We start from the raw sequence: 21,252 nt of genomic DNA, 5'->3' as shown, positions 1-21,252 counted from the left end.
TTAACCTTGCTCCCTTAAATTATTTATTAATTCATTTACTTGAGGCTTAGTAAAATATCCGTAAACCTTATCATTAACTAGAACTACAGGTGCAATTGCACAGGATCCGACACATCTTAAAGTATCTAAAGTGAATAGGCCATCAGAAGTAGTCTCACCTTCCTTAATTCCTAATACCTTTCTAAAATCTTCTAATATATCATTAGCACCTCTTACAAAACAAGCTGTACCAGTACAAATGCTAATTACATACTTACCCTTTGGCTCTGTTGAAAAATAGGAATAAAAAGTTATTACTCCATATACTTTTGAAGTAGGTATATTTAGCCTATTAGCTATATATTCTTGCACCTCCCTTCCTAAATATCCATATAGACTTTGTGCATGATGTAAAACTGCTATTAAGGAACTTTCATCATCATTCCCATCTTGGATAAATAATTCTAATTCTTTGAATTTTCCACACTTATCCTCCAATTTTATCTCCCCCTGTATTATTTTAATTCTATTTGTTTTAATTTTCTGAATATTCTTATAATAATATGTTAGCACATAATGAAATGATTAACAATTAACTACGAAAAAATAACAACTATCAAATAAAATCTATAGTAATACTCCAATATAAATTGCAAATACCACTTTAAAATACACAATTATATAGTATGCTAATGGAAATTTATTTAACACTAAGAAAATCCTTAGTATTTAAATAACAGAGAAATATACTATTACTCTTTAAATTAATTGATTTGAAAATATTTCAATAAAATTTAAATAAAAATAGAAACTCTGCTCGCTGAGTTTCTTCCTTTAGTATTTCTATATTCTACAATTATATTTAGATAAAAGACTTGAAACATATTATGCATAGGTTGACTTGAAGCTTATGAGCTCAAAAAAGAAAAAAAATTAACAAAGAAACTCGGCTCGCCGAGTTTCTTCCTTAAGTATCAATATCTCTTCTACATTCATTTAAATAAAAAACTTGATATATATAATGTGAATGTCGACTTGGAGCTTATGACTAATACAGTTACATAAAACAACCTATCTTTGAAACTCAGTTAGCTGAGTTTCTTCCTCTAGTACCCACATATTCTTCAATTATATTTAGATAAAAGACTTGAAACATATTATGCGTAGGTTGACTTGGAGCTTGCGACGGAAACAGAGCATAATATGTTTCAAGTCTTAGTTAAATATATTAATTATTCCCCATAGATGTTTAATGAAAATCCTGTTTTCAATGTCTTTTCAGCATATTGTTTCGCTCCATCTAAAGACATATCTTTATAATTTCCACATTGAACTTCATTAGCAGCTGGTATTTCATTTGCTTTAAGCACTGCTTCTAAAGCAGATTCTAATGCTTCTTTGATTTCTTTAGGATCCCTATCTCCCCAAATACTTAAATAGAATCCTGTTCTACATCCCATAGGTGATAAATCTATAATTCCATCAACCTTACTTCTTAACTCATGAGCAAGCAAATGCTCTAATCCATGAATTGCCCCAGTTTCAAAAGCCTCTACATTAGGTTGTAAAAATCTAATGTCAAATTTAGTTACTTTATCTCCCTTTTCACCTTCTAATAAGCAACACTTTCTAATATATGGTGCTTTAACTATTCTATGATCTAATTCAAAACTTTCTACTTTTTCCAATTATATTACCTCCCTATATTTCTTATATATTAATTAATTTACAACATTCTCACAACTATTTATTGTATTAATTATGGATGAAACACCTTCACTAATCTTCTTAGCTACATATGGATTATTCATAGTATATAAGTGAATTCCATCTACTCCACTTGATATTAAATCGATTATTTGCTCATTTGCATACGCTATACCTGCATCTCTTAAAGCTTCAGGATTAAATTCGTATTTATTCATTATCTTCAAAAACTTTTGTGGTACTTTTGCCCCACATAATGATACTATTCTTTTTATTTGTTTAGCATTTATAACAGGCATAATCCCAGCTTCAATAGGTATATTTATATTATATTTTTCTTTCTTATCTAAGAAATCATAAAAATAATTGTTATCAAAGAATAACTGAGAAACTAAGTGAGTAGCACCAGCCTCTTGCTTTCTTTTTAAATTCAGTAAATCATCTTCTATAGATTTACTATCAGGATGTGCTTCTGGATAGCAAGCAGCAACTATATTAAAATCATTTCTAGCTTTAATATGAGTAATAAGATCGCTTGCATATTTAAAGCTACCTTCTCCATTATAATCTACTGGAATATCTCCTCTTAATGCTAAAACATTTTCTATGCCCTCTCTCTTTAAATCATCCAGTATCTTATCAACATTGTCTTTAGTTGAGTTAATACATGTTAAATGAGCTAAAGGCTCTATCCTATATTTATTCTTTACTATTGAAGAAATTTCACAAGTCATATTTTTAGTTAAGCTTCCACCTGCCCCATAGGTTACGCTTATAAAATCTGGTTTAAGACCTTTTAATTCTTCTAAAGTATTATAAATTGTTTCTATATTTGATTCTTGCTTCGGTGGAAATATCTCAAAAGAAAATACTACCTTTTTTTCATTAAATAAATTATTAATATTCATAATTGCCCCCTTAATATTTATTCTTTGCTCATCTACCTTTTACCAGCTTGACCAGGAAAAACGACAGTCGCACTGTATTAGTATTTTATTATTTAGATTAATTAACTTTCATGTTTTATGAAATGTCTAAGCTATTCATAAATCATTTAAGATATAGATAATCTAAGAATAAAAAAATACCTAAAGGATAACCTTTAGGTATAGTATAAGCCTATAAATTACCCTTATCTAACAGGAATTAGCACCACACAAAATAAACTAAATTAATTTAACCTTGTAGGTTGCCGGGTATCATAGGGCCAGTCCCTCCACCACTCTTGATAAGTTCTTTCAATATTCTTTTCTATTATTATAAATTATTTCCTCTTTTTTGTAAACAAGGAAATAAGATTTAATTTTTATTTATAAAGTCTTCTTTAAAAATAGCCATTGATATTGCATCATGGTATTGACCATTTCTATATATTTCTTTCTTTAAAATTCCCTCTTCAACAAATCCTATTTTCTTATAGCAAGCTATAGCTCTTTTATTAAAGGCAAATACGTTTAACTTTATTTTCTTCATATTTACTTCTTCAAATATAAATTTTATAAGAACACTTAAAGCATCACTTCCATAGCCCTTTCCCCAGTATTCTTTATCTCCTATCATTATTCCTATAACACAGTTTCTATTTTTTGTACTACATTCATTAATACTACAACCACCTATATATTTACCTGATTCTAAATCTTCAATAGCGAAATCATAAGTATGATTTTCTCCTGCTTTTCTACTTTTTATCCATTCTTCTTCTTGAAACTTAGTCATAGGAAAAGGAATATCACTATCTAAAAACTTCTTTACTTCCTCATCATTTACAAATTGTACTGCTCTGTCTATATCTTCTGCATTATAAGCTCTTAATTTGACCAATTTACCACTATACATTACTAATCCCCCCCAAATTTTATTTGAAACATCTTAATTTTCTGATGATTTATATTGAAAGAAATTCAGCCCTATTGAGCTGAATATAAAAATCTCTAACTAATGTCTTATTAATAATAATACTATTGAAACTATACTGAAAGCTAAGCTTACCATATTTATATATGTAACTACTTGCTTAGGCGTAAATCCCTTTGACTCTAACCTATAGTGAATTTGACTTCTATCTGCTTGATAAACTGGTTTTCCATCTAAGAACCTTTTTACTATAACAAAAATATTATCAAATATAGGTATTGCTAAAGCTAGTATAGGAATAAATAAACTCATCAATGTAGCTTGTTTAAATGCGCCATCTAAAGCAATTATACTAAGTATAAACCCTAAGAAATTAGCTCCAGAATCACCCATAAATATTTTTGCAGGATATTTATTATACATAAGGAATCCTAAAGTTATACCTGATACTGCTAACGACATAATAATTGATTCACTTTGTCCAAGTATTATAGCTGCTCCCGCGAAGGTAATTGAAGATATTAAAGTTAGTCCTCCTGCTAAGCCATCCATACCGTCTGACCAATTAATAACTGTAGTAACTCCAAATATCCAAGTTATTGTCAAAATAAATTGTACTGCATAACTTAATTGAATATATTCATCTGTAAAAGGATTAGTAAATCCTCTAAAAGCAACACCTGAATTAAAAACAAGAATTGCAGCTAGTAATTGAACTATTAATCTTGGATATATAGGAAATTCCTTACCTCTAGTCTTATAGAAATCATCAACTAGTCCAATTAATAATATTAGAAGTGATCCAAAAAATATCCAGATCTTCTCTTTATCTAAACTATAATTATTTATGAAAAAATAAACTATGAAGAATCCAATAAACATCGCTATTCCACCACAAAGTGGAATTTCTCCTCTATGTTGTTTTCTTTTAGTTGGCTTATCAGTGAAACTATATTTATGTGAAATTTTCATTAATATCGGTACTATAAAATATACAATTGAAAATGCTAATATAAAAGATAATATATATCGCATAATGTGCTCCTTAATTATAAATGCTATTTAATATTATGTTAATTAATTATTATCTTATTATACTATTAAAGCCCCCTATTATCAATGACAAAAGAATTACGATTTTTATTATTTCAAAATCACTTAGCTAATTTACAGTTCCTTTTATCTTTGATAATTATGAATATATTACTTACTTAACTGTTAATTATTATTTATTGCCTGTTAATTGCAATAAGGAGCTGTTATAAAACAGCTCCTTATTATTAATTCTTTGCTTGTATCATATCTTTAACTTTCATAAGTCTAGTTAAAGCTCCTCTTTCATTTTCATCAAGCTTCATTCTAATGTACTTGATAGTTTCTTGAAGAGAAGGAATAGTCATATATTCAAGAGCATTAACTCTTCTTCTAGTCTTTTCTATTTCATCTGCCATAAGCTGAGTTGACTTTTCAACTTCTGCAAGCTCTAATAACTTTGGCAGTATTGTATATAGCTTAGAAATAGAATCATCTAGTTCTGATGATGTGCTTGCAAATCCATATGGGAATATGCTCCCTTCATCACCTTCTAGCTGTCTATGAAAGTCCATTTTCGGAACATTAACACTCATTATATTCTTAGTTCCTACTTCAACAGAAATACTTTCTTTCGGATAAGCTACTGCCTCTTCTAGAAATTCTGAGCTCATAACAGCTCTAGCCATAACAAAGTCCTTAAGTGCTCCTTGAAGCTCTGCTTCTACAGATTTTCTTAATTCATTATTATATTTGACAAGATTAACGAATTGCCTCATAAGCTCATCTTGCTTATCCTTTAAAAGTTTATGTCCCCTTGTAGCTGTAGCTAATCTCTTTTTTAGCTTAGACATCTCCATTCTAGTAGGATTGACATTTAATCTTGCCATGGCTATTCTTCATCTCCCTTTGGCATATACTTTTCAAGATATTCATCTCTGATTCTTTTAAGCTCAGTCTTTGGAAGTATCTTTAAAAGTTTCCATCCTAATTCTAATGTTTCTTCTATACTTCTATTTGCTGTAAATCCTTGAGAAACATATTGTTCTTCAAAGGCTTCAGCAAATTTAGCATATTGCTTATCTATATCTGATAATGCTGATTCTCCTAATATAGCAGATAATTCTTTAGCCTGCTTTCCTTGTGCATAAGCTGAGAATAATTGATTCATAGTATCAGCATGGTCTTCTCTAGTCTTATTTTTTCCTATACCCTTATCTTTAAGTCTTGATAATGAAGGAAGAACATCTATTGGAGGCATAATACCTTTCTTATATAATTCTCTTGAAAGGATAATTTGACCTTCTGTAATATATCCAGTTAAATCTGGAATTGGATGTGTCTTATCTTCTTCAGGCATAGTTAATATAGGAATTTGAGTAATTGATCCTTCTTTACCTCTAAGTCTTCCAGCTCTTTCATATAGAGTTGAAAGGTTAGTATATAGGTAACCTGGATATCCCCTTCTACCTGGAACTTCTTTTCTAGCTGCAGAAACTTCTCTTAAGGCTTCTGCATAGTTAGTTATATCAGTCATAATAACTAGTACGTGCATTCCCTTTTCATAAGCTAAGAATTCAGCTGTAGTAAGAGCCATTCTAGGTGTAGCTATTCTTTCGATAGCTGGGTCTGATGCAAGGTTCATAAATAATACTGAATTATCTATAGCCCCAGTCTTATTAAATTCATCTACGAAGAATTGAGATTCTTCAAATGTAATACCTATAGCAGCAAATACAACTGCGAAGTTAGAATCTGAATTTAAAACTTTCGCTTGTCTTGCAATTTGTGCTGCTAATTGTGCATGAGGAAGTCCTGATGCTGAGAAAACAGGTAGCTTTTGTCCTCTAACTAAAGTATTAAGTCCATCTATTGCAGATATTCCTGTTTGAATAAATTCTGATGGATAATCTCTAGATACTGGATTTATAGCTTCTCCATTTATATCTAATCTCTTTTCAGGTATTATGTTAGGACCATTATCTATTGGGTGTCCCATACCATCAAAGATTCTACCAAGCATATCTTCAGAAACCCCAAGTTCAAGAGGTCTTCCTAAGAATCTTGCCTTAGTTTCTTTTAAGTTAATTCCTGATGATCCTTCAAAAAGTTGAACCATAGCTCTAGTTCCGTTTATTTCAAGAACTTGCCCTCTTCTGATTTCACCAGTTTGAAGTTCAACTTCAACTAATTCATCATATTTAACGCCTTCAACACCTTCAACTACCATTAAAGGCCCTACAACTTCTGTAACTGTCTTATATTCTTTAAGCATTTAGAACCCCTCCTTTTTCGTTGATTAATGTATCAATAGCTGCTTTTAATTCTGCTTCAATCTCATTCATTCTGCTTAGGTTTTCTTCAGGAATATACTTACTTCTTGCAATCTTATCTCTAATTTCGCTTAAAGCTAAGATTTCATTTAAATATACTCCAGCTTTTAATGCTCTTTCAGCTTCCTTCTTAAATAGAAGTATTAACTTTAACATCTTATATTGTTTATCTAATGATGCATATGTATCAACTTCATGGAAGGCATTTTGTTGAAGATAATCTTCTCTAATTGATTTAGATACTTCTAACTTTAATCTATCATTTTCTGATAAAGCATCAATACCAACAAGACTTACTATTTCTTGTAATCCTGATTCTTCTTGAAGTAAAGTCATAGCTTCTTGTCTTAATGTAGACCAATCAGAAGATACTTCATTATTCATCCACTCATCAATTGTATCTGCATATAATGAATATGAATTTAACCAGTTAATTGATGGGAAGTGTCTCTTATAAGCAAGTTGAGCATCTAGTCCCCAGAATACCTTAACTATTCTAAGTGTTGCTTGAGTAACTGGCTCAGAAAGGTCTCCTCCTGGAGGTGAAACTGCTCCTATAGCTGTAACAGCACCTTCTCTACCATCTTTACCTAGACAAACAACTTTACCAGCTCTTTCATAGTAGTCAGCAAGTCTTGATCCAAGGTAAGCTGGATATCCTTCATCTCCTGGCATTTCTTCAAGTCTACCAGACATTTCTCTTAAAGCTTCTGCCCATCTTGAAGTTGAGTCAGCCATTATTGAAACTGAATATCCCATATCTCTAAAGTATTCAGCTATAGTTATACCTGTATATATACAAGCTTCTCTAGCTGCAACTGGCATGTTTGAAGTATTAGCAATAAGTACTGTTCTCTTCATTAAGCTTTGCCCAGTCTTAGGGTCTTTTAGTTCTGGGAACTCATTTAAAACGTCTGTCATTTCGTTACCACGTTCTCCACAACCAACATAAACAACTATTTCAGTATCTCCCCACTTAGCAATTTGGTGTTGAACTACTGTTTTACCAGCCCCGAATGGTCCTGGTACTGCAGCCGCTCCACCTTTAGCAACTGGGAAGAATGTATCTACAACTCTTTGACCTGTAGTCATTGGAGCATCTGGTTTTAACTTTCTTGCATATGGTCTACCTTTTCTTGCTGGCCATTTTTGCATTAATGTTAATTCCTTATCACCTTTTTCAGTTTCTACTATACATACAGTATCAACTATAGTGAAATCTCCTGCTTTAATTTCTTTTATTGTTCCTTTAACTCCATAAGGTACCATTATCTTATGAAGAACAACTGTAGTTTCTTGTACTGTTCCAATTACATCTCCAGCCTCAACTACATCTCCTACTTTAGCAGTAGGAACAAAGTTCCAAACTCTTTCTCTATCTAATGACTTTACAGCTACACCCTTAGTTAAGAACTGTGAGTTTGCAGCCTTTGCAAAAGCATCTAGAGGTCTTTGGATACCATCGAACATAGACTCAATAAGTCCTGGTCCTAATTCTATACTTAATGGTTCTCCAGTAGTAACTACTGGGTCCCCAGGTCCAATTCCTGTAGTTTCCTCATAAACTTGGATAGATGCCTTATCGCCTCTCATTTCAATGATTTCTCCGATAAGACCTTTTTCTCCAACCTTAACCATGTCGAATATATTTGCATTTTCCATTCCCTCAGCAACTACTAAGGGACCTGCAACTTTAATTATCTTTCCGGTCTTCAACGTACTAACCTACCTTCCTATAAAATATTAACGCCTACAGCTTTTTCCACACTATCACTAATTCTCTTAAGTCCTATATTTAATGAACCTTGATTACTTGGAATTAATATTACAGCAGGAAGTACCTCTTCATTGTAACGTGCTATAGTTTCTTCTATTGTTTGCGCTATTTGTTCAGTTACAAAGATTACTGCGTAATTGCCTCTTGCACAGCTATCTACTGCTTTTCTTGCTTCATCAGCATCTACTACTGGGAATACATCTATTCCTAGAGCCTTGAAAGCTAAAACTGAATCCTTATCTCCAACAACACCTATTTTCTTATGCATATATATCACGCAACCTTTCTCTTATTACTTCCTCAGCAATATTATTAAGCTTGCCAACCATTATAATTCTTATTACTTTTATTTCAGTCTCTTTAGCATATATATATGATAAAAGTTTCTCTGGTCCAAAAGTAACTAACTTAGAATCTTTCATTAATTCCATAATGTAATTATCACTTAACTTTTCTAAAAGACTTGCAGATTCCGTTGCTATATATCCTTCAAACCCTTCTTTAATTAAGTCTGAATAAATAGTACTTTGAAGTTTAGCCATTATATTTTCTGGTGATTCATTTAATAAAGCAACTAATTTACTACTATCTATTGCCCCACCCTCTACTATAACTTCCTCAGCAAAGTCTCTTCCTTTGTTTTGCTTTTTAATTCTAAGTAATGTTCTTATATTAGTAGAATCTATCATTGCTTTTACTAGATTATCTATAAACTTATAATCTAAGCTTTTTTGGATTTCTACTAATTCTTTATACATATATTTATCAATAATTATATCTATCTTTTGAGGATCTTTAGTTTCTTCAAAGACCTTCATAGCTTCTTGAACTCCTTTTCCAAGAGTTCCATTTAAGCTTTTATAATTATCTCCATCTATCTTACGTTTAATATCTTGTAAATCTAAATTTCCAAGCTTTACAATCATAGAAGATAAATCTTTTCCAAGAACTTTTCCCTTTAAAAGAACTTTTACATTATGATAATCATATTTTAAGCTCATTATCTTAACGACTTCTTTAACAGGGCTTATTTCATATACTAAATCATATACTCTTTTAAGTTCTGCTGATAAAATTTCTTCATAATCCTCAGCTCTTTTTATATTTGATGATACATTTGAATATTCTGTTTCATTTAATATTCTAAGAACTTCACTTGCAGATGGAGCTTCAATCATTCTTTCAACTTTTGGCTTATCAAGGAGTTTAGTTTCTAAAACCCATATTCTTGATACTGCTTGGGTAAACTTCATTTTATCCATTTCTTACCCTCCTTAATTGAACAACACATTAGCTACTTCAAACTCCAATTCATTCTTTAATGAACTTACTAAAGCTTCATATGTGTTATTTATTTCTATACCATTACTTTCAAGAATAAATCCACCTTTAAAGTTCCCTATAGTAGGACTTAACTTTATATTACCATTATCTCCTAATGCTTGATTTAAATCATATATAAAAGTAAGGTCTACTAATTCAATTCCTGCTTTATTTAAAATAAGATTTTGTTCTCCTATTTTTCCTAAAGATAATATTGAACTTTTAATAAATCTTAAAAAATCATCTCCAGAAATAGCAGCTAGAACATCTACACTTTTATCAAAAACGTCTTTAATAACTTCTTGTTTTGCAGATAACTTATTGTTTCTTACTTTTAAAGAAGCAGAAGATATTATTCTTTCTTTTTTAGTTTTTGCCTCAGCTTCAGCCTTTTGTATTATTTCTTTTTCTAGTTCTCTGGCTTTAGCTACTTTTTTAGAAAGAATCTTATTCTTTTCTTCTTCAGCAGAAGCTAAAATGCTTTCCTTTCTTTCTTCAGCATCCCTAAGGATTTTTGAAGTTAGATTATTAATATTTGCCATCGCCTATTCTCTCCAATCCTAGAATCCTTTGTTTACTAACATAAATGAAATAACGAATCCTAATAATGCATATGTTTCAACCATTGCTGCTAAGATAATACCTTTAGTATTGTGTTCTGGGTTCTTCGCTAATATTTGAATACCAGCTGCTGCAACCTTACCTTGAGCTATACCTGACCAAAGTCCAGCAAAAGCTATTGGAAGACAAGCACCTAATAAGTATAATCCTTGTTCTAAAGGCATTCCTGAAGTCATCTTAGTGAACACTAAGAAACCTATAACGAAACCATATAAACCTTGAGTACCTGGTAATAATTGAAGAACTAAAGCCTTACCAAACTTTTCTGGTTCTTCTGTAACTAAACCTGTAGCTGCTTCACCAACTATACCAACACCTTTAGCTGAACCTATACCAGCTAAACCAACTGCTAATGCAACTCCCATTGCTGCAAAAATTAATCCACCGTTATTTTCTATAAAATATTGAATCCATGACATTTCCATTTATAATTCCTCCTAATTTCTTTTGATCCTTATATATTTTTCTGAGCCTTTAAATGCATTAAACGGTCTTCCACCGCCATCATAAAACTTAGAGAAATATTCAACATATTGAAGTCTAGCTGTATGAACATAAGCTCCAAGTAATGATAATCCTAAGTTAAATATATGGAATAATACAAATAATACTGGTCCTATTATTATTGCTGCAACTCCTGGTAGAGTATTAATTAAAAGATTTAATGCTCCAGCAATAGATCCACCAGCTAATCCAAGTGCCATAAGTCTTGTGTATGAAACTAAGTCTCCTACATATCCAGTTATACCATATAAAGAATACAACCCTTGACCTGCTTTAGCACCGAAAGATTTTTCTGCTCTTCCACCTGCAATAACTATAAGTATCATACCTATTATCATAGTTACTATAAATACTGTTCCTAAGAAACTTGCTAAATGTAAGAACTTAACAGCAACTAATCCACCAATAGATATTAATGTAATTATCCATGATCCTGCATCAAGTAAAGCATCTAGCTTTTTACCAGCTTTCACTAAAGTATAAACCTTTATAAATAGTCCAAAGAATATTTGAATTACTCCAAGGGCTAAAGATAAAATAAGAATAGTATTTACATCTTTATTTGTATCAATTAATTGAGTTGGAAGTTTTACTATATCACCAAAGAATGATCCGTAAATCAACCCAAAAAATATTGTTGGGAAACTTAAGTAGAAGAAGAATTTTGCAAAATCCTTCATACTATCACTTAACTTTAAGAACTTAAGAGCTAAGAATGATCCTATTAGTACTATTAAACCATATCCCGCATCTGCTACCATCATTCCAAAGAATATTAAGTAGAATGGTGCAAGAAGTGGAGTAGGATCTACTTCATTGTATTTCGGATAACTATACATACCAGTAACACTTTCAAATGCAGATACAAGCTCTCCATTTTTCAATTTTATAGGTACATCATCTATTTCGTCTTCTTTAACCTCTTCAAACTCTATGTAGTATTCATCTTTAAGAACCTTTTTGCAAGCTTCTGTTAAGAATTCACTATCTTCTTCTGCTATCCAACCTTGAATTGCGCATATATTTTTAGTTTTTAAGAAATTATTTGCAACCTTATTTCTGTCTACCTTACTAGCAAAATAATCATATGCAATTTCTAAAACTTTTAAATCTTCTTCATAGTTCGCAACTTCTTCTTTTACAAAGAATTTTTTAGATTGAATTTCTTCAATTTGATGCTTAAAGTCTAATATCAACTTTAAAGGTACATCTTTATGTTCTGTTTTAAAGGCACTAAATCCAACACTTCTAAGAACTTCAGAAATATTTTCATCGTATTCCTTATTAGCTAAAATTAATAAATTAATATCATTTGTACTTCTAGATACTATTTCTACGTAAGCATTTGATAACTCTTGTAACAAAGTATCTTCATAAGATTTTGCTATAGTTCCTATATAATAAGAAGTATTCTTTAATGATTTAATCTCACTAAAACTTACATCTAAATCTTGCCAAGGTGTTAAAGTATCAATTTCAGCTTGTAACTTAGTTACCTGTGAATCTAAAGCAGCTAATTGTCCATCCTTTTCTTTAGCCTTTTCATAACTGTTAATCCAATTAGATGATTTTACTGCTTCCTCTAATTGATCTAAGGTTAATGATTGCTTTTCTTCTCTTAAAGCTTTTATTCCAGATTTCTTTGGAACATATTTACCTAAGAACTCAAGACCATACTTAGCTTTTGATAAGCTTTCTTCATATTTCACACATTCTAAATCCATATCGTCTTTAGATAGGGCTTTTAATTCTTCATACTTATCTTGTAATTCTTCATCTTGCAAATTTATAAATTCTACACCAGATAAGCCTTGAATTTCTTTTAGTAGCTTTTGTTTCTTAGATTCGAAGGTAAGCAAAGTGAATTTCTTCATCTTAACTATTGCCATGAATCTTCACTATCCTCTCAACGATTAAATTAATAGCATTATTTCTCTTATCTTCGGAAACATTTTTAATACTAGCAACTTCTTCTTCACCTTTAGATAAAATAGGTACTGCTTCAGAATTTCCATCTTCTTCAGCTTTTTTAATAGTTTCAACTCTTTTTGAATTAGCAGATTCTATTATCTTGCTATATTCATCTTCAGATTGAATATTTGCATTTTTTAACATTTCCTTTGCCTTAGCTGTAGCTTCTTCAATTAATTCTTCAGCCTTCTCTTCAGCTCTCTTTATTTCATTTATTGCTTCTAATGCCAAAATCTCACCACCTTTATCATATTTAATAATATAGAAGTTAATACTTTATATAGTATTAATTACTCTATTCTATTATACATTATACACTGTTTCCTATATTTTTCAACATCTTTATTCCTAATTTTCAGAAAGAACCTCTATATACTACACAGTGTAATCGTTATCTCCACATTATATTTACAATATTCAATTTTTCTTAATATTCTTTTATTTCATTTGTTATACGGATAATATCGCCTCCATATCCAAATAGATAGTAATCTTTCATTTTAATAATTTTGGACTCATTTATAAATGATTGTATATCAATTTCGAAAGATTCTAAGTAATATTCCCTAAATGAATATTTTTGTCTAAGAATATTTTTTATCTCTTCTTCATCTTCTTTTTTTATACTTCTTCCAATAAAGTCAGGTATCCCTCTTTTTTTATTGAAACTTAAATAGTCAAATCTTAGTAATTCATTTATTACATCAGTATCTTCTTTTAATATTTCCATATTAAAATCTAAAAATACTCTATAATACTCACTGTTTCCTATATTTCTATTAAAGTATCCCTTCTTATCAAAGTACTTTCCAAGTTCATAGTAAAAATCAAAAGGATTTTCAAACTTCTTTACTAAATATTTTATTATGTTATTAAACTTTTGTGAGTTATAGTATTTATCTACCATTTCCTCAACCTTTTTAAGTTTTATTAACTCATCATAGCTTAAGTCTTTAGTTTTCAAAATTTCATAAGGTGGATATGGAGAAAACTTCATTCCATATGATATAGCCTCTTCTCTAATAGATGCCCCTCTTAATAATTTTAAAAATCCTAATTGTATTTCTTCTGGTTTTATACTATATACATCATTAAAAGATCTTTTGAATGAGTTATAGTCCTCTCCAGGCAGACCTGCAATTAAGTCTAAATGTTGCTTTATATTTCTTAGCTTTAAAAGCTCATCTACCTTTTCTTTTATATCACTAAAGTTAACAAATCTATTGATTCTATTTAAAACATCATCATTAGTTGTTTGAACTCCAACTTCAAATTGGAACCTATCTTTTGGCGCTTTTCTTAGTAGTTCTAATTCCTCTCTTTTTAATAAATCAGCTGATATTTCAAAATGGAATTGTGTTTTAGTATCTTGATTTATTAGGAACTCCCAAATTGCCATTGTAAACTTATGATTGCAGTTAAATGTTCTATCAACGAATTTAACTAGTCTTACTTCTTTTTTTATAAAGTATTCAAGCTCTTTTTTAACTCTTTCTATATCAAGGAAGCGGACTCCATGAATAGTTGATGATAAACAATAACTACAATTAAACGGACAACCTCTACTTGATTCATAATAAACTATTTTATTATCTAAGTTTTCATCTTCTTCATAAGGAAAAACTATCTCATTCATATTCATAAGAGGTCTTTTACCATTAAATAAAATATTATTATCTTCTTTATAATATAAACCTCTAATGTTATCTAAACTTCTTTTTCCTAATTTATATTCAACAAACTCCCTATATGTTTTTTCACCTTCTCCTTCAATAATATAGTCTCCATTAAGCTCCTTTAATATGTTTTGACTATCATAAGATACTTCAGGTCCACCATATAGGATTTCAATATTTTCATCTACTAATTTAATTAAGTTAGACAATCTTTTTATCATTTCAATATTCCAAATATATGTAGAAAATGCAACTACATTTGGAGATTCTTTTATTATTTCTTCTAGGATTTTTTCCTCTCTATCATTAATGGAAAATTCTCTAATCCCACATTCATAATCCATATCCTTTGTAAAGGCTTTTAAATATCTAACAGCTAAATTGCTGTGTACAAATTTTGAATTGATAGCTGTAAGTAAAATCTTCATATGTTATCTCCCTTCAATTTTTAAGTAACCTTTATTTTTTTCCCCCTAATAAAATGAATATCCTCCCATAATTTAGTTTCTTCTATTTCATAAGATTTTTCAAGGAGTTTTTTATTTTCCTCTATATTTGATTTAATAATAGGGTTTAAATTCTTAAATTCAAATTCTTTGAACTTTCCTGATGGCATTACAGCAATTATTTTATTATTTATCATATCTCGTACTTCTTTATTAATATCCCAAATATAAATTTCTCCACCAACTTTTATATATTTCCCTACTTCCTCTATTAGCTTTGCTCTACTAAAGCTATTCCACATTTTGCTCAAAGAGAAAAACATGGTACAAGTATCATATTCATTTTCTTTGAGTTCTCCTTCTTTATTTACACTAACATAATCTACTGAAATTTCGTCCATTATTTCTTTTGATAAATTATAAATAACCCCAAAATTTTCACCAACATCTAAAATATTCCCTGTAAATTTTATATCTGATAAATTTAAAACTATTGTCTTACCCATAAATAAACACCTCCATATTACATAAGTTACATTATATTTATATTTATGAAGGCTTTCTTTTATAACAATTTTTTTATTATTTATAATATTTATTTTCAATTATCTTTTTATTTATTCTCTTTATTTTTCTTTTTGCATAAACTCCTATAAGGAAGAATAGATATAAATGTATTGATTGGGGGTGAAGACTTTGGAGAAAGATAGCTTTTTAAGAAATTCTATCCTTCTTACAATTTCAAATATAACAACAGGAATATTAGGTTTTATTTTCTCTATTTACTTATCAAATCTTATAGGTCCTGTTGGAATGGGACTTTATGGTTTAGTAATGCCTATTTATAATCTTTTTATATGCTTAATGACAGCCGGAATAATTGCAGCAATTTCTCAAACCTCTGCAATTTATAAGTCAAAAGGACAATTTAATAATATTAGTAAGACAATAAGGTCTGTGGGTGGTTTCAATGTTATTTGGGCAATTGCTATAGGAGGTTTAGTCTTCTTTTTAGCACCATACATAAGTAAATATGGAATTCATGATATTAGAACTGTAAATGCTATTAGGATTACTTGTCCAGCTATGATATTCATAGCTCTTTCTAATATTTTAAAAGGTTATTTTTTCGGTGTTTCTAAAATCGTAGTACCTTCTTTTATAGATATCTTAGAAAAAGCTATGAGAATACTTACTATTACTCTATTAATTTTTGCTTTTAATTCAACTTCTATAACCTCTTTAGTAACTTTAGCTTACTTATCTTTAGCTATTGGAGAACTTCAGAGCTTAATTTTATTATTCTTATATTATAAAAAATTATCTAGAGAAACTCCTAAGAGCAATCATAAACCAGAAAGAGCTTCGCAATTACTTTTTAACGTACTAGTAATTGCTCTACCTCTATGTTTAAATGGTTTCTTAGGAAATTTATTTGGCACTGCTTCTACTCTTTTAGTTCCAAGAAGATTAGTTGCTGCTGGGTTTGATCCAACTACTGCATTAGGTATGATAGGGAAATTTACAGGAATGGCTTTGACTATAGTAACCTTTCCTATGATTGTTATTATGTCAATAAATTCATTAATAGTTCCTGACCTCTCTGAAACAATTAGTAGACGTGATTACTATAATGCATCAATAAGAATAAAAAAAGTTATGAAAATAGCATTCTTATTAGGCCTTTCCACAACAGTAATATGTAATCTTATTCCTGATTCTTTAGGTCAGATGTTATTTAAAAGAGATGATTTAGGCAACTATATAAAAATAGCATCTTTAAGCGCGCCAATATTCTTTACTGCAAATACTATGTTTGGAATACTTAATGGGCTAAATAAACAAGGCATAATTCTTAGAAACTCACTTATAGTATCAGCCATAGAAATAGTATGTTTATTTATTTTTATAGGAATGCCCGGTGTAAATATTATGGGTTATGGTATAACCCTATTTATAACTTCAACAATAAGTTTAACTCTAAATCTGAGAGAAGTTCAAAAACATATATACTTAAATCTATCAAAAAGCAATATAATTATTTTTATATTACTTTCAATTTTAATTTTTATAGTACTTAAAGTCTTAAGTAGAAATATTTTAAACGATATGATGATAATTAAAAATTTGATACTTATATTTATAACCTTTGGACTTTTTACAGCTTTAAGCTTCTTTGGTATAGATGAAGAATAGGTGCTACACACAATGAAGAATGTATAATGTATAATTTACAATTAAAGATGTAATTTGTTCCAAATTACTGATAATTAAAGGGGGCTGTCGCACAAACATCCCAAATTAAGAATTAAAAATTAAAAATGAAGAATTATTGATGCAATTCTTACAGAATTACTAAAATTAACTTCTTTTAAAAACTCCTTAAGGAGTTTTTTCATTAATTTTTCATTGTGCGACAGCACCTTTCCATTTTAATCTATCAATTTATATTCTCTATTTATTAATTCAGTTTTTTTATTTGGATTTGTTTTAAAACTATTGCAAATATATATTATTTCTTTTTTTCTCCATATAACAAATTTGCATCACAGTATGGACACAAAACTTCATCTACATTGTTAGTATCAAATCTCATTGGCAATCTCTTTTTACAAAATGGACACCTCCAAAATATTATCGATATTATAATATATATAATTAATAAAGTTATTCCAACTATTACTCCAATAATACTGTTTAAAAAGGTAGATAATAAAGATATGATAATTGAACTAAACAAACATAATAAAGAAATCCTTCTAAAAAATAAGGCATTTAACTTTTTGTCCATGTATAGCCTCCTAATATATTAACTATATGGATAATAATGCTCAGCCTTAGACTCAAATTCTTTTAAGTTTAATATTTTATTATTATCATCAAACTCTACAATAGATACCCCATCAAATTCAGAAATATTCTCATTATAAATACATTTAAAATACCATTCAACTACTGTAATATTTCTGCTATGAATAAATTGCTTTATATCCCAGACTAATACTTTCCCATGAGTATGCCAATCTTCAAACCATCTCTCCATAGTATCAATGCCTTTATATTCAGGTCCATAGCATTCACTATATATGATTTTCTCAGAAAATATTTCATTTATTATGTCTTTCTCGTTATTTATCCAAGACTTGAAATATCCTTTTATAAGTTCCTCCTTAAGTTTCATAAACAATCCCCCAATAAATTAAATTTTATACCAATTATTTATATACAAATTATACCACATAGTAATTATTTCTAATATTTTACTTTCAGATAAGATTATTCTTACAAAAAATTTCCTTATCTAACTTTAAATTCACAAAATAAAAAACCCAGCTATAAGCTGAGTTTTCTCATTAATTTTTCATTATTTCATTTTTTTAATTTCTTCATTACTAAATCAGTTGTTTTCTTAATCTTCTTGGTAGGAATTTAAATAATTTTGGTGATATTAAGTCTAAGTCTTTTCTTCTTATACCGCCCAAATAAATCATAGTATATAAATACACTACTCCTCCTACTGCTATTAATACTAATGTAGCAACTCCAATTAAAATTCTTCCCCCGCCTAAAATTTCCGCTAATTTTACTATAGGGTACTTTGCAACTACTATAATTATAGCCATTAATATGGAGCAAATCATAGGAATTATTCCTTGTTTTATTATTGGTATCTTAACTCTAAAGAATTGTGTTATCTTTCTATGATTTATTATCGTTGGAATAATAAATGAAACAAAGGTTGCAACTACTGCTCCATTTATATTTACACTTGGAATAGAAACTAAAAATACATTCAGTATAATCTTAGCTATTAATCCAAGGCTTGCAGACACAATAATTAGATATAGCTTATTAATTCCTTGTAATATAACATTTTGTATTGTTGTTATAGACATAAAAATTAATAAAGCTGATCCATACATAAGTAATACATATTCATCATTCGTATTATTAAATAAGAAATGATAGATCTCCTTGCTTAATATCGCAAGTCCAAAAGTTGATGGCATTACTATAATATACATCATTCTAAAAGAATAGCTTGTTTGTCTCTTTAATTCCTTCTTATTTTTCTGTACAAAAGCTTGAATAATCTTAGGGAATATAGAGGTTCCTAAAGCAGTTACTATAGCTAATGGCACATATATAAGAGTCTTATAGTAAGATAAAACTGCTGTTAAACTATTTACCTCAGAATCAAATCCTGCTGCTGAAAGACTCTTCGCTAATGTGATACTATCAATAACACCTGCAAAGTTTTGAACAGCTGCAACTAAAGTTATTGGTATTGCATACATAAAAAATTTTTTCACTATTTTTCTATCAGAAACTTTTCTCTTTCCTTCTTCATGAAGCATTTCTGCCTCTTCATAATAGGATTTTTTATTAAATATATACATAATATATATTAATGCAATTACAGCTCCAAGAGAGGTACCTACAGTTCCCCCTGCACTTCCCCATTCTAAGCTACTAGTAGCTGAAAGTAAAAGTGCTGCAAATACTAAGCTTAAAACTACATTTACTAGCTGCTCTAATATTTGGGATATAGCTAAGGATTCCATATCTTCAATTCCTTGCATATATCCTCTATAAGCAGCTAAAATAGCAGCAAAAAATATTGCAGGTCCTAAGAATAAATAGGTTAAAGCTGATTGCTCCCTATTAATCCACGTAGTTAATGGAAATGCTAATGCCATAAATATAGCAGCAATAGCAAAACTTATAATACCCAAATATCTTCTAGAAAGCCTCATTGCCCTCAATGCATCCTTATGATGTCCTATTGCCCTTAATTCAGTTACTACCTTAGTTACAGCTGGCTGAGCGCCAAGGCTAGTAACTGCTATTAAAAATACAAATATATCATATCCAGCTACATATATTCCATAACCTTCTTTTCCCAAGACCGCAGTTAATAAAGGAACATACATTGCTGATAATAACTTACCAGCAATACCTGCAATTGATAATATTAAGAAACCACGTCCAACTGATTTTTGCTCCATATCTAAATCACCTTTATTTTATTGAAAATTTAAACACATCATTTTTAATCTTTTTAAATACTGGTGGTAAACTTTCTGTTATAGTCTTATTATTTAAATAGCTTAATTTATCCTTAGTTTCCCTAAATACCAACTTATATGCATATAAGAATTGACAATCTAATCCGAATTTATTAGCAAAGAAAGAATTTAACTTTCTATCTCCATACTTGTTATCTCCAATAATAGGAGCACCTAAATGAGATAGATGAGCCCTAATTTGATGACTTCTTCCTGTTATTAAGTCTATTTCTAAGAATGAATATGCTCCATTAGTCTTTAAAGTCTTAACTTCCATAGCTATTTCCTTAGAATTTGGAATCTTTTCATCATAAATCTTAGAAATATTTGCTTCTTCATTTTTATGAATATATCCCTTATATAATCCATCTTTAACTTTACCCTTAACTAGAGCATTATAGTATTTTTCAACATTTCCTTCTCTAATTAATTCATTTACTGATCTTAATGCTTCGAAATTCTTTCCAAATATAACTATACCTGAAGTATTTCTATCTAATCTATTACATGATGCAGGAGTAAATGTTATTTCATTTTCTGGTAAGTAATCTCCCTTTTCATTTAAATAAGATAATACATAGTCCGTTAAGCTTGGTTCCTTTCCTTTTTCATCAGGATGAACTAATATATTTGGCCATTTCTCTACAACTAATATATTAGAATCTTCATAAGTAATCTTCATTCCACCAGCATTAACTTTTATAAATTTATCTTCTGGCTTTTCTTTATTACTTTGAATATATTTTATTTCAACCACATCATCTACTAATAGTGCGTAATTTTCCTTTTGCTTCTTACCATTTACTCTAATATCACCTTTTCTTAAGGCTTTAAAAATCTTACTTAAAGGAACATCCTTTAAAAGCTTTCTTAAAAATTTGTCTAGCCTTTGACCTGCCTCATTTGTTCCTATTTCTATTTTCAAACTAATCACTCCTAGTTTTGTTATTCTAAACT

General features: G+C 29.5%; 21 protein-coding genes and 1 riboswitch. Of the genes, 1 reads left to right on the top strand and 20 read right to left on the bottom strand.

Annotated features, from left to right (window positions below):
- The 16 genes from GPX08_RS08545 to GPX08_RS08470 form a co-directional block, all read right to left on the bottom strand.
- Complete coding sequence (locus tag GPX08_RS08545) at positions 1–477, bottom strand: NAD(P)H-dependent oxidoreductase subunit E (RefSeq protein ID WP_156626390.1); 477 nt, start codon at positions 475–477, stop codon at positions 1–3.
- Positions 478–1,211: 734 nt separating this feature from the next.
- Complete coding sequence (locus GPX08_RS08540; protein ID WP_156626389.1) at positions 1,212–1,667, bottom strand: S-ribosylhomocysteine lyase; 456 nt, start codon at positions 1,665–1,667, stop codon at positions 1,212–1,214.
- A 33-nt stretch (positions 1,668–1,700) separates the two neighbouring features.
- The gene (metF, locus tag GPX08_RS08535) at positions 1,701–2,594 is read right to left on the bottom strand and encodes a methylenetetrahydrofolate reductase [NAD(P)H] (protein ID WP_156626388.1); all 894 of its coding nucleotides are present in this window, start codon (positions 2,592–2,594) and stop codon (positions 1,701–1,703) included.
- Between the two features lie 221 nt (positions 2,595–2,815).
- Positions 2,816–2,921: riboswitch (SAM riboswitch) on the bottom strand.
- A gap of 64 nt (positions 2,922–2,985) precedes the next feature.
- On the bottom strand, positions 2,986–3,525 hold the full coding sequence (locus GPX08_RS08530) for a GNAT family N-acetyltransferase (protein ID WP_156626387.1): 540 nt from the start codon (positions 3,523–3,525) through the stop codon (positions 2,986–2,988).
- Between the two features lie 99 nt (positions 3,526–3,624).
- Complete coding sequence (locus GPX08_RS08525; RefSeq protein ID WP_156626386.1) at positions 3,625–4,578, bottom strand: undecaprenyl/decaprenyl-phosphate alpha-N-acetylglucosaminyl 1-phosphate transferase; 954 nt, start codon at positions 4,576–4,578, stop codon at positions 3,625–3,627.
- A gap of 245 nt (positions 4,579–4,823) precedes the next feature.
- Entirely contained in the window at positions 4,824–5,465 is a 642-nt protein-coding gene (locus tag GPX08_RS08520; protein WP_136006199.1) for a V-type ATP synthase subunit D, read from the bottom strand.
- 2 nt (positions 5,466–5,467) lie between these two features.
- Entirely contained in the window at positions 5,468–6,850 is a 1,383-nt protein-coding gene (locus GPX08_RS08515; RefSeq protein WP_136006197.1) for a V-type ATP synthase subunit B, read from the bottom strand.
- Positions 6,843–8,624, bottom strand: a complete 1,782-nt coding sequence (locus GPX08_RS08510) for a V-type ATP synthase subunit A (RefSeq protein WP_156626385.1) — start codon at positions 8,622–8,624, stop codon at positions 6,843–6,845. Before GPX08_RS08510 ends, GPX08_RS08515 begins: the two co-directional genes overlap by 8 nt.
- Positions 8,625–8,641: 17 nt before the next feature.
- Positions 8,642–8,962, bottom strand: coding sequence for a V-type ATP synthase subunit F (locus GPX08_RS08505; RefSeq protein WP_156626384.1), 321 nt, complete (start codon positions 8,960–8,962; stop codon positions 8,642–8,644).
- Positions 8,946–9,947 carry a V-type ATP synthase subunit C gene (locus GPX08_RS08500; protein WP_156626383.1) on the bottom strand — a complete coding sequence of 334 codons (1,002 nt, stop codon included), beginning with the start codon at positions 9,945–9,947 and terminating at the stop codon, positions 8,946–8,948. The genes GPX08_RS08505 and GPX08_RS08500 overlap by 17 nt, the downstream gene beginning before the upstream one ends.
- A 12-nt stretch (positions 9,948–9,959) precedes the next feature.
- Positions 9,960–10,550, bottom strand: coding sequence for a V-type ATP synthase subunit E (locus tag GPX08_RS08495; RefSeq protein WP_156626382.1), 591 nt, complete (start codon positions 10,548–10,550; stop codon positions 9,960–9,962).
- A gap of 18 nt (positions 10,551–10,568) precedes the next feature.
- Complete coding sequence (locus tag GPX08_RS08490; protein ID WP_156626381.1) at positions 10,569–11,054, bottom strand: V-type ATP synthase subunit K; 486 nt, start codon at positions 11,052–11,054, stop codon at positions 10,569–10,571.
- A 12-nt stretch (positions 11,055–11,066) separates the two neighbouring features.
- Entirely contained in the window at positions 11,067–13,022 is a 1,956-nt protein-coding gene (locus GPX08_RS08485; RefSeq protein WP_156626380.1) for a V-type ATP synthase subunit I, read from the bottom strand.
- Positions 13,009–13,335: an ATPase gene (locus GPX08_RS08480; protein ID WP_156626379.1), complete on the bottom strand. Its 327-nt coding sequence runs from the start codon at positions 13,333–13,335 to the stop codon at positions 13,009–13,011. The genes GPX08_RS08485 and GPX08_RS08480 overlap by 14 nt, the downstream gene beginning before the upstream one ends.
- A 196-nt stretch (positions 13,336–13,531) precedes the next feature.
- Positions 13,532–15,208 (bottom strand): DUF4080 domain-containing protein, encoded by a 1,677-nt coding sequence (locus GPX08_RS08475; protein ID WP_156626378.1) that lies wholly within the window; start codon positions 15,206–15,208, stop codon positions 13,532–13,534.
- Between the two features lie 20 nt (positions 15,209–15,228).
- Positions 15,229–15,732 carry a hypothetical protein gene (locus GPX08_RS08470; RefSeq protein ID WP_156626377.1) on the bottom strand — a complete coding sequence of 168 codons (504 nt, stop codon included), beginning with the start codon at positions 15,730–15,732 and terminating at the stop codon, positions 15,229–15,231.
- A 190-nt stretch (positions 15,733–15,922) separates the two neighbouring features.
- Between GPX08_RS08470 and spoVB the strand changes: the two genes are divergently transcribed.
- Positions 15,923–17,422, top strand: a complete 1,500-nt coding sequence (gene spoVB, locus GPX08_RS08465; RefSeq protein ID WP_156626376.1) for a stage V sporulation protein B — start codon at positions 15,923–15,925, stop codon at positions 17,420–17,422.
- A 316-nt stretch (positions 17,423–17,738) separates the two neighbouring features.
- On the opposite strand, the gene GPX08_RS08460 is transcribed toward spoVB, so the two are convergent.
- From GPX08_RS08460 to GPX08_RS08445, 4 genes are all read right to left on the bottom strand, one after another.
- Positions 17,739–18,017: a hypothetical protein gene (locus GPX08_RS08460; protein ID WP_156626375.1), complete on the bottom strand. Its 279-nt coding sequence runs from the start codon at positions 18,015–18,017 to the stop codon at positions 17,739–17,741.
- 18 nt (positions 18,018–18,035) lie between these two features.
- Entirely contained in the window at positions 18,036–18,407 is a 372-nt protein-coding gene (locus GPX08_RS08455; RefSeq protein WP_156626374.1) for a nuclear transport factor 2 family protein, read from the bottom strand.
- 211 nt (positions 18,408–18,618) lie between these two features.
- Positions 18,619–20,235, bottom strand: coding sequence for an oligosaccharide flippase family protein (locus GPX08_RS08450; RefSeq protein ID WP_156626373.1), 1,617 nt, complete (start codon positions 20,233–20,235; stop codon positions 18,619–18,621).
- A 13-nt stretch (positions 20,236–20,248) separates the two neighbouring features.
- A complete protein-coding gene (locus GPX08_RS08445) occupies positions 20,249–21,220 on the bottom strand; it encodes an RluA family pseudouridine synthase (protein WP_156626372.1) in 972 nt (323 codons plus the stop codon).
- Positions 21,221–21,252 lie beyond the last annotated feature (32 nt).

The organism is Clostridium tertium (assembly GCF_902652255.1).
GTDB lineage: Bacteria > Bacillota > Clostridia > Clostridiales > Clostridiaceae > Clostridium > Clostridium tertium_A.
This window is presented reverse-complemented; position numbering and strand designations above follow the sequence as displayed.